This window comes from Acinetobacter sp. A1-4-2 (assembly GCF_040233925.1).
In the GTDB taxonomy this organism is placed as follows: Bacteria; Pseudomonadota; Gammaproteobacteria; order Pseudomonadales; family Moraxellaceae; genus Acinetobacter.
Genome location: NZ_CP157981.1, coordinates 476,074 through 491,436 on the forward strand (window position 1 = coordinate 476,074; position 15,363 = coordinate 491,436).

General features: G+C 41.5%; 18 protein-coding genes. 6 read left to right on the top strand and 12 right to left on the bottom strand.

The window, feature by feature from the left end:
- Position 1 precedes the first annotated feature (1 nt).
- Positions 2–427 (top strand): acyl-CoA thioesterase, encoded by a 426-nt coding sequence (locus ABJ384_RS02330; RefSeq protein WP_086195905.1) that lies wholly within the window; start codon positions 2–4, stop codon positions 425–427.
- 85 nt (positions 428–512) lie between these two features.
- Here ABJ384_RS02330 and ABJ384_RS02335 read toward each other — a convergent pair whose 3' ends face one another.
- Positions 513–1,013 (bottom strand): DUF4442 domain-containing protein, encoded by a 501-nt coding sequence (locus ABJ384_RS02335; RefSeq protein ID WP_349928645.1) that lies wholly within the window; start codon positions 1,011–1,013, stop codon positions 513–515.
- A 32-nt stretch (positions 1,014–1,045) separates the two neighbouring features.
- Positions 1,046–1,534: a YajQ family cyclic di-GMP-binding protein gene (locus ABJ384_RS02340; protein WP_349928647.1), complete on the bottom strand. Its 489-nt coding sequence runs from the start codon at positions 1,532–1,534 to the stop codon at positions 1,046–1,048.
- Between the two features lie 92 nt (positions 1,535–1,626).
- Here ABJ384_RS02340 and ABJ384_RS02345 point away from each other — a divergent pair, with 92 nt between their 5' ends.
- Positions 1,627–1,941, top strand: a complete 315-nt coding sequence (locus tag ABJ384_RS02345) for a rhodanese-like domain-containing protein (protein WP_349928648.1) — start codon at positions 1,627–1,629, stop codon at positions 1,939–1,941.
- Positions 1,942–2,091: 150 nt separating this feature from the next.
- On the opposite strand, the gene mnmC is transcribed toward ABJ384_RS02345, so the two are convergent.
- From mnmC to ABJ384_RS02365, 4 genes are read right to left on the bottom strand one after another with little or no spacing between them, the layout of a single operon-like run.
- Entirely contained in the window at positions 2,092–4,011 is a 1,920-nt protein-coding gene (gene mnmC / locus ABJ384_RS02350; protein WP_349928649.1) for an FAD-dependent 5-carboxymethylaminomethyl-2-thiouridine(34) oxidoreductase MnmC, read from the bottom strand.
- A 56-nt stretch (positions 4,012–4,067) separates the two neighbouring features.
- Positions 4,068–4,574, bottom strand: a complete 507-nt coding sequence (locus tag ABJ384_RS02355) for a hypothetical protein (protein ID WP_086195900.1) — start codon at positions 4,572–4,574, stop codon at positions 4,068–4,070.
- Between the two features lie 4 nt (positions 4,575–4,578).
- The gene (locus tag ABJ384_RS02360; RefSeq protein WP_349928651.1) at positions 4,579–4,881 is read right to left on the bottom strand and encodes a YciI family protein; all 303 of its coding nucleotides are present in this window, start codon (positions 4,879–4,881) and stop codon (positions 4,579–4,581) included.
- 26 nt (positions 4,882–4,907) lie between these two features.
- Positions 4,908–5,522: a septation protein IspZ gene (locus tag ABJ384_RS02365; protein ID WP_086195898.1), complete on the bottom strand. Its 615-nt coding sequence runs from the start codon at positions 5,520–5,522 to the stop codon at positions 4,908–4,910.
- 45 nt (positions 5,523–5,567) lie between these two features.
- Here ABJ384_RS02365 and ABJ384_RS02370 point away from each other — a divergent pair, with 45 nt between their 5' ends.
- On the top strand, positions 5,568–6,419 hold the full coding sequence (locus ABJ384_RS02370) for a PHP domain-containing protein (RefSeq protein WP_349928653.1): 852 nt from the start codon (positions 5,568–5,570) through the stop codon (positions 6,417–6,419).
- Between the two features lie 95 nt (positions 6,420–6,514).
- On the opposite strand, the gene ABJ384_RS02375 is transcribed toward ABJ384_RS02370, so the two are convergent.
- Positions 6,515–7,426, bottom strand: a complete 912-nt coding sequence (locus ABJ384_RS02375) for a bestrophin family protein (RefSeq protein ID WP_349928655.1) — start codon at positions 7,424–7,426, stop codon at positions 6,515–6,517.
- Positions 7,427–7,508: 82 nt separating this feature from the next.
- The gene (gene radC / locus ABJ384_RS02380) at positions 7,509–8,192 is read right to left on the bottom strand and encodes a DNA repair protein RadC (protein ID WP_349928657.1); all 684 of its coding nucleotides are present in this window, start codon (positions 8,190–8,192) and stop codon (positions 7,509–7,511) included.
- 112 nt (positions 8,193–8,304) lie between these two features.
- On the opposite strand from radC, the gene coaBC reads away from it, so the two are divergent.
- Entirely contained in the window at positions 8,305–9,570 is a 1,266-nt protein-coding gene (gene coaBC / locus ABJ384_RS02385) for a bifunctional phosphopantothenoylcysteine decarboxylase/phosphopantothenate--cysteine ligase CoaBC (protein WP_349928659.1), read from the top strand.
- Between the two features lie 155 nt (positions 9,571–9,725).
- Positions 9,726–10,103: a cytochrome b562 gene (locus ABJ384_RS02390; protein WP_349928661.1), complete on the top strand. Its 378-nt coding sequence runs from the start codon at positions 9,726–9,728 to the stop codon at positions 10,101–10,103.
- A gap of 184 nt (positions 10,104–10,287) precedes the next feature.
- Here ABJ384_RS02390 and dusA read toward each other — a convergent pair whose 3' ends face one another.
- Positions 10,288–11,301: a tRNA dihydrouridine(20/20a) synthase DusA gene (gene dusA, locus ABJ384_RS02395; RefSeq protein WP_349929694.1), complete on the bottom strand. Its 1,014-nt coding sequence runs from the start codon at positions 11,299–11,301 to the stop codon at positions 10,288–10,290.
- A gap of 151 nt (positions 11,302–11,452) precedes the next feature.
- Here dusA and ABJ384_RS02400 point away from each other — a divergent pair, with 151 nt between their 5' ends.
- Complete coding sequence (locus tag ABJ384_RS02400) at positions 11,453–12,601, top strand: tyrosine-type recombinase/integrase (protein ID WP_349928663.1); 1,149 nt, start codon at positions 11,453–11,455, stop codon at positions 12,599–12,601.
- Here the strand turns inward: ABJ384_RS02400 and ABJ384_RS02405 are convergent.
- From ABJ384_RS02405 to ABJ384_RS02415, 3 genes are read right to left on the bottom strand one after another with little or no spacing between them, the layout of a single operon-like run.
- On the bottom strand, positions 12,585–12,857 hold the full coding sequence (locus ABJ384_RS02405) for a pyocin activator PrtN family protein (protein ID WP_349928665.1): 273 nt from the start codon (positions 12,855–12,857) through the stop codon (positions 12,585–12,587). The two genes, ABJ384_RS02400 and ABJ384_RS02405, sit on opposite strands and share 17 nt — an antisense overlap.
- A gap of 16 nt (positions 12,858–12,873) precedes the next feature.
- The gene (locus tag ABJ384_RS02410) at positions 12,874–13,827 is read right to left on the bottom strand and encodes a hypothetical protein (RefSeq protein ID WP_349928667.1); all 954 of its coding nucleotides are present in this window, start codon (positions 13,825–13,827) and stop codon (positions 12,874–12,876) included.
- Positions 13,827–14,753 carry an inovirus-type Gp2 protein gene (locus ABJ384_RS02415; RefSeq protein WP_349928668.1) on the bottom strand — a complete coding sequence of 309 codons (927 nt, stop codon included), beginning with the start codon at positions 14,751–14,753 and terminating at the stop codon, positions 13,827–13,829. Before ABJ384_RS02415 ends, ABJ384_RS02410 begins: the two co-directional genes overlap by 1 nt.
- Between the last annotated feature and the right edge of the window lie 610 nt (positions 14,754–15,363).

A 15,363-nucleotide genomic window follows, 5' to 3' on the forward strand; every position in this document is an offset into this window, starting at 1 on the left:
CGTGTCAGATACTCATGTAAAACCGGAAGGAACGCTTTCCCTTCAAACAATTGCAATGCCGGCAGATACCAACTGGAGTGGTGATGTCTTTGGTGGGTGGATCGTTTCACAAATGGACTTGGCAGGTGCAATTCATGCAGAGCGTTTTAGTAAAGGACGCTGTGCAACCATTTCAATTAATCAGATGACTTTTTTGGTTCCAGTCAAAGTCGGTGATGTGATTAGTTGTTATACCAAAATTTTAAAAGTGGGTAACACCTCAATTCAAATGCAAATTGAAGTATGGGACAGTCATGACAGTTCCCGTGAACCTACTCGTGTAACCGAAGGCGTATTTACTTTTGTCGCTGTGGATGTAAAAGGGGCCAAGCGTCAGATTCCGGATGAGGTCAAACAAAAATATTTAGCTTCCCAGCAAGATAAATAATTCCAACCGTAAAAAAACCCAATCAAGATTGGGTTTTTTTATTGCCTAAATTTGGTCGTTTTAACTGAAGCTTCTGAGATGCAAGCTATTTTTTTAATTGGGATTTGGCAATCCATGCCCACAGCATTTCACATTGAATCGGTTCTTCACCAGATTCATCCGTTACCTGAACGCTCACCAGCGTTTCGCCTTTTTCAGTGCTTTGCATCAGTTTTTGCTGATCATCAGTGAGAGTGGCAGTGGCAATCATTGCACCTTGGGCTGGACGGTTAAAATCAACTTTTAAGCTTTTGATTAATACAATGCAGGAGTCCGGAACATTCATGCCGGTGACAAAACCTGTGGCAGTTTCCGCAATCAGTGCCATGGCACAGGCATGAACCTGACCAATATGGTTTTGCATGGCACGGTGGTTTTCAATCTTGACCACCACTTTGCTGTGGCTGACTTCAAGGTAGTGGATTTGTGCACTACCTACCATCGGCACGACCCGACCAAACACTTTGCTCCACAGTCTATTGCGGATAGCTTTAGGTAATTTAGCAGTAGCTTTTACCAGTTTCGATAAGCGATTGGTCGGTGTCATGGAAGTCCTCGACGTGTTATGGCAGCAATGCCTTAGTCTTTAAAGTTGTTAAACTGCAAAGGCACACCAAATTGTTGTTCTTTTAAAAATACCATCACTTGTTGCAAAGTATCGCGTTTTTTATCCGTTACACGAATTTTGTCACCTTGAATGGATGATTGCACTTTGATGCCACTTTCTTTAATGGCTTTATTAATTTTTTTTGCGGTATCAGAGTCAAGACCATCTTTCAGCTTGATTACCTGAATCACGTTTTTGCCAGAAGCGGTCATTTTTTGCGGATCAAGCGCCTGAATATCCACTTTACGTTTGAAGAAATGATTTTCCAGCATGCTGTAGACTTGTTCACATTGGAAATCGCTTTCAGTCGAAATCTTGATTTCCTTGTTTTTTTCATTCAGTTCAATAGAAACGTCTTGTCCGCGGAAGTCAAAACGGGTTGCAATCTCTTTTTGCGTGTTTTGAACAGCATGATTTACTTCAAAAATTTCTAATTCAGATACAATATCGAAAGAAGGCATGGTTTAGACCTTTACAAAGGGAAAGAATATCTGAGATGCTAGGGATGTTTTCTTCATTTGCCAAGTGTTGTTTTACATCAAAGGAGTGCGCAATGATCCGTAAACAAGAAATTACAACATTTGAGTTCCCAGAAAATGCAATTATCTGGGATGTTCGTGATACAAAAGCCTTTGCTGAAGGTCATGTGAAAGGTGCTGTTAATCAGCCCATTGATGGCTTAAGTGCAGACAGCTTAACTCAGGTGGAGTCGGATCAGCCTATTTACATTTTATGCGGTGGTGGCAGTAAAGCGCCACGTGCGGCTGAAAAGTTGGAAAGCTTGGATAGCTCACGTGAATATGTGGTGTTAATGGGTGGTACGCGTGCAGCACGCGATGCTGGCTTAGCACTGGAGCAGGGTGCATAAATTTGCAGCTGCAAAAAAAGAAGCGCCGAAAGGCGCTTTTTTATTGGCAAGGATTTGATTAAAGAATTTCTGTTCTCTAATTTTCACTTGCGCTTCATGTCGAAAACAGTGTGTTAAAATCTACTTAGCAGAGACAAACTTCTACCTTTTTCAAAGGGAGGTCGGGAGAGATCTAATTTCAGGCTTAAAATAAGGCTTCTTTGCTTTTAATTTCTTCTGAAAACGTGTCGCGTTCAATTTTTTGACCAAGTTCGCAGGCACAGGGCAGGCTTCCCCTAAGATTTGCGCTGCTAACATTTCACTGCACAGTGGCGCAAATAAAAAACCTTTCGAACCTAGGCCGGCAAAGCTATAAATTTCCTCATTCGCTTTCATTTTGCCGAGTAGAGGAAAATAGTCCTGACTCTGCGCACGTACTGAAGCACGACCTTGCCAAGTATGCACATCGTTTAATGATTGTGCATAAGTTGGAAAGACACTGTGGATAAGATCGTAGTTATGCACATGATCTTCCAACAGAATTTCAGCATCATCACGGTTTGGATAGAAGGATGCACCGAGGATTAAATGCTCATCATCGAGCTGCATACAGTAACCGCCGTAGCTGTATGCTGTGTCTTGGCTAAGAGGATGATTTTTATTGTTTACCCAACTGACTTGTCCACGAATCGGTTTAAGCATTGGAAAATTTTCAAAGAATTGTGCTGTTTCACGTGCAGTACACACAATTACATGATCAAACTCACCTAATAAATTTTCTTTGGCAAAGAGTTTAACTTTGTCATGTTGTTGGATGCTCGTGATTTTGGCTTGCTGATAATCAATTTGAGCATGTGCTAAAATTTCATCACGCAGTTGATGCGGTGAAACAGCACCTGCTTCGAGTAAGTTTAAGCTCGGAAAATCAGTTTCAATCTCTTGTTGATCGGCTGCTTGTGTCGCAACAATCCCTTTTGGATATTGTTCTGCCAGTCCCAGTAACTCATCGGCATTTTTCAATGCTAACTGGCTGACCTGCATCGGACGGAATGCTTTAAACTTTACATAATGATTTAATGCATGCTGCCAGGCTAAAGTCATTAAATGATCTGAACTTTGTTCAATCGGGCATAGTTTCGGATTGAGCAGGGCCAAAGGATTGCCAGACCCACCGGAAAGAGGTGCTGTCTGGTCATAGATTGTCACTTGATGGCCACGCTGAGCAAATGCCCAGGCACAGCTTAAACCTGCGATTCCTGCGCCAATAATCGCAATCTGGCGCTGTTTAAAAATCGCAGCGCTTAGTTCAGTTTGTTTTTCAGTGGAATTTAAATCATTGCAAGATTCAACCTGATCTTCAGGCGCATTCCAGATGGCTTTAAGCATTTCCCGTTTATGTCCAAAACCGCGCGGACGGGAAATGGAAATACCGTGATTTTTTAAGCCACGTTTCAGTACACCAGCCACACTGAATGAAGCAAAAGTGCTGCCGAAATCTGATAAACGCACAATGTTGTTGAGAACATTTTCTTCCCACATATCCGGATTGCAGGAAGGAGCGAAGCCATCTAAAAACCATGCATTGACTGCTACTGTTTTTTCCATCACGGGAAAAACGTCATGCGCATCGCCCAGCCATAAATCCAGACTAAAACGTTCATCTGGAAAGGATAAACGATGACAGCCTGCTATCGGCATTGGGTACTGTAAAAGCAGTTGATCAGCTAAAGGTTTCAGTTCAGGCCATGCATTTAAGGCACGAATCAGATCATCTTTGGATAATGGAAACTTTTCTACAGAAATGGCATGCAGATGGCTATGATTGTCCGGACGAAGCTGTTGCCAAAGCTGCCATAAGGCCAGAATATTTAAGCCGGTACCGAAACCGGTTTCACCAACACAGAAATATTCAAAATCGTTCAGCTTTGCCAGGCGGGTCGATAAATCGTTGCCGTTTAAAAACACATGCCGTGTTTCAAGCAGGCCATTATCTTTAGAGAAGTAGACATCGCCAAACTGTTTGGAAACGGGAACCTCAATGCCATCGACGTGTTGCCAATCCAGATCGGCAGTTTGAATAGGATGAGACAAACCTAAATAACCTTTAAATCAAGCTGTAAAACTAAATGAAGCAGTAAACATCGTCATTACCACTGACGACGACGTTTGGTATAGACATAACTGGCAATCAGGAAGCCCAGCAACACGCCAACGGCAATCGTCGCTGCGCCGTATAAAAACATCTGGGCACTACGTTCGCTTTGCAACACCTGCACCTGAACGCCCAAACTGTCGTTTTTCAATTGCAGTTCCTGGTTTTGTGACAAGGCATCTAAATTGGCTTTTTCCAGTTGCTGTAAGCGGGTGGCCTGATCTTTAACCAGTGCCTTCACTTTGGCATCTTGCACTGCTTTATTCTTGGCAATTTGTTCTGCAGTCAGAGGTTTGGCCTCCAAAGGTAAACCATTGGCATCCAGCTTGGTAGCAGGAACAGTACCCGGCTTATTTGCAGCTAAAGTTTGTGGTGGAGGTGTTGCAGTCGTTGCTTGAGTAGCAGGGGCTACAGCAGGTGTCGGAGCAGGAGCAGATTCCACCGCCCAAGCTGTTGAACAGATTAAAGAGAAACCCAATAAGCTTGAAACTACAACACGCATGATTTTATCCTTGAGGGAAAGCTTTATTAAAAGGTTTCACATCAATATGAGCATAGACGCCTTCTTTTAAGAAAGGTTCATCTTGTAGCCATGCATCCAGGGATTCTCGGTTTTCAAAGTCAACAATAATCGTGCTGCCATAAAAACCTGCCTGTGGATTGCCGTGATCTTTAGGCATGGCACCTGCCACAATTAAACGACCCTCATCATTTAATTTTTGCAGACGTTCCAAATGCTTTGGACGTGTAGCTAGACGTTTTTCGACTGTACCCTCGTTATCGGTACAGGTTACGACGAATAAAGGCATATTCTTTCTCGATCAGTTGACCTGAATTATGCTTCAGGCGACTTAAAATATTTGCGCAAGACAATAAACTGAACAATGATAAAGGAAAACATCACAATCATGTCACCAAATGCGGTAAATTCGCCCCAATATTTTCCGCCAGCAAATAAAAATGCGAAGAAAACATGCAAGAACGACATGAATGCGAACATGCCAGCCCAGGCAAAGTTTAAGTTTTTCCAGCCTTGGGCGGTTAAATTAAAGATGGGACCAAATAAACGCTGAATCAAAGGTTTCTTATCTTTGGTAAAATAAGGTGAAAGCAGGAAGGCACCCGCAAAAACGATATTTAAAAGCGCTGCTTTCAAACGGATATAGAAATCATCACTCAGCATTAAGGTGATACCACCAAAAATGACCGTCATAAACAGCACAATCCATTGCTGTTTATCCAGGCGGAATTTCTGGCTGACAAATAAGATGCCATACACCACCAGCATTGAGATGATCAGACCTGCGGTAGCCACCAAAATGTTATTATTATCAATACCTCCCGCTGAGCCGATCAAATGTAATAGCGGATGTTCGGTATCCTTGGGATCAACAGTTTTATATAAATAAAAGAAAATAATGAGTGGCACAAAGTCTAAAAGTGCTTTCATGTTAGAGTATCTAAATCTGATCAAATAAATGACATAGTATAAGTGATGCAAGGCGTAGATTTACATACACATAGTAATATTTCTGATGGAACTTTGTCTCCAGAACAACTTGTGCATGCAGCCGTAGAAAAAGGTATTCATACCCTTGCGCTGACGGACCACGATAGCATGGATGGCTTAAAATTAGCTGAAAAAATTGCACAGGATTTACCGCTGAATATTATTTCCGGGGTAGAAATTTCCAGCCAATGGTCACGTCCGGCAACGAAAAAAAACTATGCTGTACATGTGGTTGCGTTGAATATGCAAAACCCAGAACCGTTACTTGCCTTGCTGGAACAGCAAAAACAGATTCGGGCGATTCGAGCCAAACAGATCTGCGATTTACTCATTCCGCTGATTGGTGAAGACATTTATGCCGATGTGATTGCCAAAGTGGAGGGCGTTGCAGACCGGATTACCCGAACGCATATTGCCAAAACCCTGGTCGAAAAAGGTTATGTGAGTCGTCCACAACAGGCCTTTGATAAATATATTAAAGAAGGCAAAAAAGCCTATGTAAAATTTGATGGCTTGGGCTTAGAAGAAACTATCCAGGTGATTCATGAGAGTCAGGGTTTCGCCGTGCTGGCGCATCCGACAAAATATGATTTATCAGCAACTAATATCCGTTATCTGATTGAAATTTTTTCAAAGTTTGGTGGGGATGCCGTGGAGCTTCCACCTGCCATTGAGCCGGCTTCAACCCGGCAGATGGTCGATCGGATGATTGAACAGTTTGGGCTTAAGGTCTCTGTGGGCAGTGATTTTCATGGTGATAATATGCCGTGGATCAAGCTGGGAAATATTCCACGTGTTAAGGAAGGACAGGTAGGGGTTTGGGAGAGTTTTGTTTAGTTATGTCCTCATTCCCTTGCAGAACAATATTCCTCATCCCAAAGGGAAAAGGAGTTCCCTCTTCTATAAAGAGAGGGCTAGGGAGAGGTCATAAATTAAAGCAGATTATTATCTTGTGCCTGAATAGGTGGCGGGGTTGGCTTACCTAAGGTGCTCAATAATTCAATTTCGATGGTGCGGACCAATGAATCTAAGGGCAGATCATTGCTTTGAGTACCAAACGGTTCTTCGATTTCTGAACTTAAAGCATCCAGACCTAGAAAAGTATAAGCCAAAATACCGACCATTAAAGGCGTCGCCAAACCCAAGGTTGAACCCAGGCTAAACGGTAGCATAAAACAGAAAAAATACACGGTACGATTCAGCAGCACCGAATAGGCAAAAGGCAAAGGGGTGGTGGCAATACGGTCACAACCGGTTTGAACCCGACTCAGTTCAGCCACATGCTGGTTCATTTGAGTATAAATAATGTCGGAAATTTCACCTTCTTTCAGTGCCTGCATCAGCTCCCATTGAATCAAACTCAAGGTGTATTGTGGGGCATTGGCCTGCTGGTAAAGCTGGGTTACGGCCTGTTGGCTCATGCCGCTGGTTTCTACTAGTGCCTTAGGATTAGCTGTCTGGTGACGCAAACGGTCACGCAGTACATTGGCAAACACAATCACGTGCTGAATAATGCGTTCACGACGTCCTTGGCTGAGCATCCGACAATCACGGTCAAAATGCCGGGCATTGGCAATCAGCATGCCCCAGAGTTTACGAGCCTCCCACCAGCGGTCATAACAGGCGGTGTTTTTAAAGCCGAGAAAAATCGATAGCACCACCCCAATTAAGGTAAAGCCTACCAGTGGAAGTTCCGGAAAATGAAAGTAACCAATATAGGACAGACCGCCAATCACTGAGGAGATCAGCATGACCACACCTAAAGGCGGCAAAACCTTGGGCAGGATGGTTCCGCGCCAAGAAAAGAGCAGCTTGAATACACTAGGTTGATCACGAACAATCATGTTATTAGTATCATCAAAATTTTTTGTTGATCTTCAGTGTTAGCAGGTCTTTTGTCAATATTTTCCAGCATAATTGTTGCGTTTAAATCAGCCCCAGTTCAGCCAATGAGCAGGTTCCTTCTGGTGACACGATACAATGGTCAATCAGCTTGATTTCCAATAATTGACAGGCCGTTAGAATACGCCGGGTAAGCTCAATGTCGGCACGGGAAGGCTGAGCTATTCCCAAAGGATGATTGTGTGCAATCACGATGCTACTGGCATGTTGATGGATCGCATAGCGCAGCAATTGATTTGTAGAAATTTCACACGAATTAAGCGAACCGTAGAACATTTTTTTAAAGCTAATTTTTCTTAAATGTGCATCAAGGCAAAGTACCGCAAAAACTTCCTGTATTTCACCCAGTAATTCGAATTTCAAAAAATCCAGGAGTATTTTTGAATTGCTTAATTCTATTTTTTCCTGCTGTAAATGGGCGGAAATATAGCGTCGTCCCAATTCCTTCACTGCAATCAGTTGGGCATATTTGCTTATCCCGATACCATGAAACTGGCTTAAATCCTGAAGCTCGGCATCCAAAATAGAGTTCAGCCCACCAAAATGCTGCAATAACAGGCGGGATAGTTCCACGGCAGAATGTTGCTTGGAACCGGAGCGTAAAAAGATGGCCAGCAGTTCCGCATCTGACAGACTGGCAGCACCTTGTTGAATCAGCCTTTCACGTGGACGTTCCTGTTCAGGCCAGTGTTTAATCGATAAATTCATTATTTTTAGACTTTTTTGTTATTAGTAATGATTATTAACCAAGTTGCCGACTTGGGGATGTCTTTATTTAATGCTATTGTGAGCGCCACTGCAACAGAAAGGTAGCCTGTTCGTGAGCTTCGATTTGAGTGTGATTCCAAATAAAAACATTGTTTTAGCGGTAACTGGTGGTATTGCGGCATATAAAAGTGCCATTTTGGTCCGTCGTTTAAAAGATGCGGGCTTTAATGTCCGTGTGGTGATGACGCAGGGGGCACAAGCTTTTATTACCCCGCTAACATTCCAGGCCTTGTCTGGAAATCCAGTACATACTGAATTACTCAATCCCGAAGCCGAAGCCGGCATGGGCCATATCGAATTGGCGCGTTGGGCTGACTTATTGCTGGTTGCCCCGGCAACTTGTGACACGTTGGCAAAGTTTGCAACAGGTTTGGCTGATGATTTACTCAGTACTTTATATCTGGCAACCAAAGTACCGGTTTGGGTAGCCCCGGCAATGAACCAGCAAATGTGGGCGGCCAAAGCCACGCAGCGTAATTTAAATATCCTGGTGGAAGATGGCGTGCATGTAATTATGCCGGATGCCGGATCACAGGCCTGTGGCGATGTCGGTTTAGGACGTATGCCTGCACCGGAAGATTTAGCGCGACAAGTCACCGAGTACTTCCACAAGGCGCAGCGTGCGATTGCAGAAAAGTTTGGCATGCTGGCCGGTAAACATGTAGTGATCACAGCAGGACCTACACGTGAAGCGATTGATCCAGTCCGTTATATTTCTAACCATAGTACCGGAAAGATGGGCTTTGCCCTGGCTGCGGCCTGTTATGCAGCCGGTGCCAAAGTCACTTTGATTGCCGGTCCGGTCAGTCTGGATACACCGAATGGTGTGCGCCGTATCAATGTGCAGTCTGCAATGCAGATGCTGGAACATAGTATGGATCAGCTGGATAAAGGTTGTGACATCTTTATTGCCACGGCGGCGGTGGCGGATTACCGCGTGGCAGAAGTTGCCGAGCACAAAATCAAGAAAGCCGGTGATGAGCTGAATGTGGCTTTAATTAAAAATCCGGATATCGTGGCAACCATTGCCCAGCAGAAAAAACGTCCATTTATGGTGGGATTTGCTGCCGAAACCCGCAATGTCGAAGAATATGCAGCCGGAAAACTGGTGGCTAAAAAACTGGATATGATTGCCTGTAATGATGTTTCACGTCCTGACATCGGTTTTGCCTCTGATGAAAATGCCATGATTGTGTTCTTTGCCGAGCAGTATCAAATGCAGCAGCGAGATCTGGAAAAAGCATCGAAACAGGAAATCGCCCAGCAGCTGGTGGAAGCGATTCATGATGCATTGCATCATGAAATGCAGCCTGTTTAAAAAAAGCGAGACCATTGAATAAAATGCAACCTTTCCGTTGCATTTTTTATGGCATCTACACTATGTTTAATGCTTAAAGTGCAAATGTTCAGAATAATTTAACTGTAACAATAAGCTTCTTATTTTTTGAAACGGATCTTTACAAGGACATCAACATGATCAAAAAAACTGTAGCCACAGTGATGCTTTCTGCTGCTTTGTCGTTCAGTAGCCTGAGTTTTGCCGGTGCGCTTGAACAAAATATGATGACGCTTGGAAAAAACTTTAAAATGTTTAACAAGGCTGATAATCAGAAGGATGCACTAAAAGCACTGGATAATATGAAGGCTGCTGCTTTAGATGCAAAAAAAGTGAAGTTAAAAGCTCATGATGTAAAAGCACCAAGCTCAGATACTTTATACAGTCAATTGCTGGTGGAGATTGAAAAAACCAGATTATTGGTTCAAAGTGGTAAATTGGATCAAGCCAAAGTAGAAGGCAAAAAAATTGCTCTGGTGAAAGATCAGGGACATGCGGTTTATAATCATCACTAATTTAATGTACATTTACCGTTTAAGGTTTGGAAGGGTGAAGTTAGATTAAGCACATCGTTTTATCTCGTGATTGTCAGATGAACTGTGTAAATCTTGCTTCAGCAAGCCTTATGCATAATTTAAATAAAAAATGCCAGCCCATTCAGCAATAGGCTGGCATTACTTTTTATGAGGATAGTTGCAATCAACTTGATGCTAGATGTGCCTGATTTTCTCTGACATACTCTTCAGTACGTTGCATGGCTTCCTGAATATTAATCAAGGCTGTTTCTACATCTTTTAGGGTTTTGGCATTGCCGCCACTTAAAGCCTGACGCCATTTACGTGCACCCGGCAAGTTCTGGAACAACCCGAGAATATGACGGGTGATAATCGAAAGTGGAGCACCTTCCTGCATGCGTTTAGCAATATACGGCATCATTTGCGCCATAATATCAAAACGGTCAGGCGCTTCCAGGTTCCATAATTGTCCCAGTTCAGCCAATAAATATGGATTGTGATAAGCCTCACGACCAATCATCACCCCATCGACATGTTTTAAATGCGCTTGGGTTTCGGCCAAGGTTTTGACCCCACCATTAATCTCAATCAGCAGGTTTGGACGGTCTTGTTTTAAACGGTGCACATCTTCATAACGTAAAGGTGGAACATCACGGTTTTCTTTCGGCGATAAGCCCTTAAGCAAGGCAATCCGGGCATGTACGATGAAATTGTCACAACCGGTTTTAGCTACGGTATCGACAAAATGCAGCATTTCTTCATAAGACTGCATGTCGTCAATACCAATACGGTGTTTGACAGTGACAGGAATATCCACGGCATTGCGCATTTCAGCAATACATTCAGCAACCAGGTCAGGTTCTGCCATTAAACATGCGCCAATTTTATTGTTTTGTACGCGGTCGCTCGGGCAGCCGACATTTAGGTTGACCTCATCATAACCCCAGTCTTGCGCCATTTTAGTACAGGTTGCCAAGTCTTTTGGATTTGAACCGCCAAGCTGTAGCACAATCGGGTGTTCTTCGTGGTTGTAGTCCAAATGACGTTCTGCACCACCAAATAGAATTGCACCAGTCGTCACCATTTCGGTGTACAGAATGATATTCGGATTAAACAGGCGGGCAAAAAAACGATAGTCACGTGTGGTCCAATCCATCATCGGTGCAACACTGATTCGCGGAGATTGAGTGTTTTCAATGTTTTTGTTAATAGTCATTAAAAATCATACCTTTAATCTGTGTTTCGCAACCTGAGCGAATCTGTTTGAACCTATATTTAGGTGGGTTAATCGGTTTGCATTTACACCAAATTTTACACCATAATCAAAAAAACAGGTTGTGGTGTAAATTATGGGGTCAATTACAGCGAGGAAAGGTGCAGATGGTAAAGTTAACTATCGTGCTGCGATTCGAATCAATCGAAAGGGCTTTCCTACTTTCTCTGAAAGTAAAACATTTCACTCAAAGAAGTTGGCTGAAAACTGGGTTAAGAAACGAGAAGTCGAAATTCAAGAAAATCCTGATATTTTGCTTGGCAAAGAAAAGCTGATTGATCTGACCTTATCAGATGCCATAGATAAATATTTGGATGAAGTCGGGAGCGAGTACGGAAGGACGAAACGCTATTCTCTGCTCTTAATTAAGAAGCTACCAATTGCGCGCAATATTATCACAAAAATAAAATCAGTACATTTGGCCGAGCATGTTGCTTTAAGGAAGGGAGGAGTCCCTCATCTGGAACTTGAGCCAATCGCGACTAGTACTCAGCAACATGAGCTTTTACATATCCGTGGTGTGCTTTCTCATGCTGCTGTTATGTGGGAAATGAATATTGATTTAAATGGTTTTGATAAGGCTACGGCTCAGTTAAGAAAAACACGTCAAATATCCTCTAGTCAAAAAAGAGACCGACTTCCTTCAACGGATGAGTTGATTGCATTGACGAAGTATTTTACAGAGCGATGGAAGCTAAACCGTTACGGCTCTAAGTATCCAATGCATTTGATTATGTGGTTTGCTATTTTTTCATGCAGACGAGAAGCTGAATTAACTCGTTTATATCTTCGGGATTACGATTCACATCACTCAACATGGAAAGTGCATGATCTAAAGAATCCAAATGGCTCTAAGGGAAATCATAAATCATTTGATGTTCTTGATCCTTCTAAGGAAATGGTTAAGAGATTAAAGCAGTCAGAAGTTCGTGAACGGATGTTGAAGCTTGGGCATGATGAAAACTTACTGCTGCCATTGAATCCTAAAAGCTTAGGTAAAGAGTTTAGAGAAGCTTGTAAAATGTTGGGTATTGATGATCTACGCTTTCATGATTTGAGACACGAAGGTTGTACACGTTTAGCAGAACAGAGTTTTACTATTCCTGAGATTCAGAAGATAAGCTTGCATGACTCTTGGAGCAGTTTACAGCGTTATGTGTCAGTGAAGGCGAGAAGGGATGTTATGCAGTTAGAGGAGGTACTACGCCTCATCGACGAAACGTAGCATAATCTTTAGAAGCTTCTGAATACTTACTGTCTAAAATATCTGCCAGATCTTTAATGTGCACCAAAAAAGGTGCACGTTTACTTTGATCTATTTTAAACACTGAGAAAGGGAATTCTTGATTATTCGCCTTTCTCAGTGCTTCAGCTTTACTAAGATGAGGGTAATAGTCGGAAACTATTGTCATCAGTTCAACGGTCATAGAGCGATATTTCATAAAGAGGTAGTCAGCAGTGGTAAGCTGAAACATTCCCATTATTAAATTTTCAACCCTATTTGACAAATTTTGAGTACAAAATCTCAAGAGAAGTTTGTAATCCATCTACTCTATACAATGCATCTGTACCTATAAGATAGCTTTTTAGACATCTGATCCGTTCTCTGTAATTTGGGATTTTCTTACTAAAACGGTTGTTAGCAAGAAACCCATTTAGGCATCCAGAATCATAGTTAAAGTAATAGCAACTATTCGACTCAACAGTATTTTTAATACTCTGAAAGAAGCTTGGGTCTGTAAAACCTGATGGTTCATCAATGTAGTCTTTCTGCAAGATCACGATATAGCGCAGATTCATACGTTTATTTAAACAAGGTTCTTTCTTTAACAAAATGGCTAAACATTTATCAGGCTCGATCTGATTCAACTGTGCTTTTAGTTCATCCCCATTAGCTTCCTTAAAGCTATTAAAATGTATTGTATTATGTTGATCTGCATCATAATTAATACTGAACCCTTGAATTTCAAAACCAGCAGAGTTTCTTTCAATGCTTTGAAATAATGTATCCACTTTTTTCTTTGAAGATTCAAAAGGCTTAGACCATTCTTTAAGGCTATCTTCAAAGTCGATAGTTTGTGTAAGATATTGGAAATGCATAGATAAATTAAATGCATCAAATGGATTAATCACAGGAGTTTGATTTTGCTGAATTATGCCGTGCTCATAAGCTAGCTTCCCTAAGTTTAGATTAAATGGATTCAAGCTAATATTTGACATATTGCCATTAAACCAAGGTGTATTATTTAACCAAGGGATAGTTTGCGTTGCTTGCATCAGAGCTACATTTGTGCCTTTAGCTGCCTTTTCAAAACTTTTAATAGATGCATTTCCAATAATTGATGCTGCTTGATAAATATCAGATGGACTTGGATGTGGTAGAGCTAATCGCGCACCAGTGCTACAAAAATATGCAGTATGAGCTACTGAAAGATTTTTCTTAGTCAGCATTAGAATACCCCTTTATCACTGCTATTCAGCAAAGTTGCGTTAACTGTTTTAACTACTTTTCTTGGACGACCAGCATTAGAGCCTCGTTGAGGTTGTTGGCTGGTCTGAATTGTTTTAACGTTTTTCAGTTTGTTAAACATGAAGTACTGTTCCTTTTTACAGAAATATTGAACACAGTCATCTAACGCTTTACGTTTTGCGATATCTGTGTAGCCAATCATTCCTATGCATAGAGTTTTGTATTTGTGTTTTGCCATATGGCAGTTATAGGTACAGCCTTGATCGTTCGTAAGCTTCTTCCAGTACTTGGTAATTTCATGTGCAAAATACCCATCATTTTGATGTAAATTGCCATCCATAAAAAACAGAGCATGGACGTGAAAGCCCTTTTTCAACCCATGTTCAAACTTCAAAATATAACCCTTGATTTGGTTCAATATTTTGTTATGCCTTCTATTTTTCAGTAACCGTGCAATCCGTTCTTTTAATAATTGCAGGGCATCTTCAGAATGAAAGGAATGTTGTAGTTCATTTGGGCAATAAGGGGTTAAGTTCTCTAAAGGTGGCTTAAAGGCAAAATCAACACGTATAACCAAAAGTTTGCTGAATTTGGCAAAGCATTGGTTTATCGCTTTACGACAAGACTTTAAGTTTTTTTTAGCCTTTTTCTCACGTTTTCGGATAACATTTTTTACTATAGTGCTACCCATTTGCTCACGAATCAGTTGAACGAATTGATTTAATAAATCTGCTCTTGGCTGTATATGTGCAAGAGGCTGGGAGTTTGGTTGTTCAAATAACCCAATCAGATCTAATTCGGTATTCAAAAGTTCTTTTGCTTTGAAGAAACATAATATTTCTTCACAGACTATAAAGTCTTTCAGGTAATTAAGATCAATGCCTGTAATATCATCAAAGACAGGCACAAATGGTCTTATCCACTGAGCGTAGTAAAAGAAGCCCTTAAATACGTTGAAATCATCGCGTTCAACTTTGGCTGCAAATTCGCTTTGCGTTTAAACATTCCCTGACGAATGACACTATATTGAGCATACATTTCAATCGATGGTCCCGATATAAAATGGCTTGTTCAATCTCTGATGAAGGCATAAGTTCAAATGTATCATCACTAATGAGAGGATAAACAATCACAGGTGTCTGGGGTTTGTAAGATTTAAGAGGCATGAGTATACCCCTTACCTTTATAGCGGTTAAATTTATACTGATTAATAGTCAGTAGTGTTTTGTATAACACTATTGGAATAGGTATATACAAACTACCTAGATGGTAAGTGGAAAACCTATTGGGATAATATATACTTAATAGTAATATTATCCTTAATTCAGAGGCTCGGTCTGACCGAGGTTTTATACTTTGACCTTGTGATGAATCCGAAGGTTTTTTAAATATTACGGTGTACATACTTACTGTCCTAAATGTTGGATTAGTTATGGGAAAAAGCCCATTAAATTAAATGGCTACCTTGAAGCAGAAAGGGCGCCATCTAATGACAATAAATTTACACTTGATTGAAA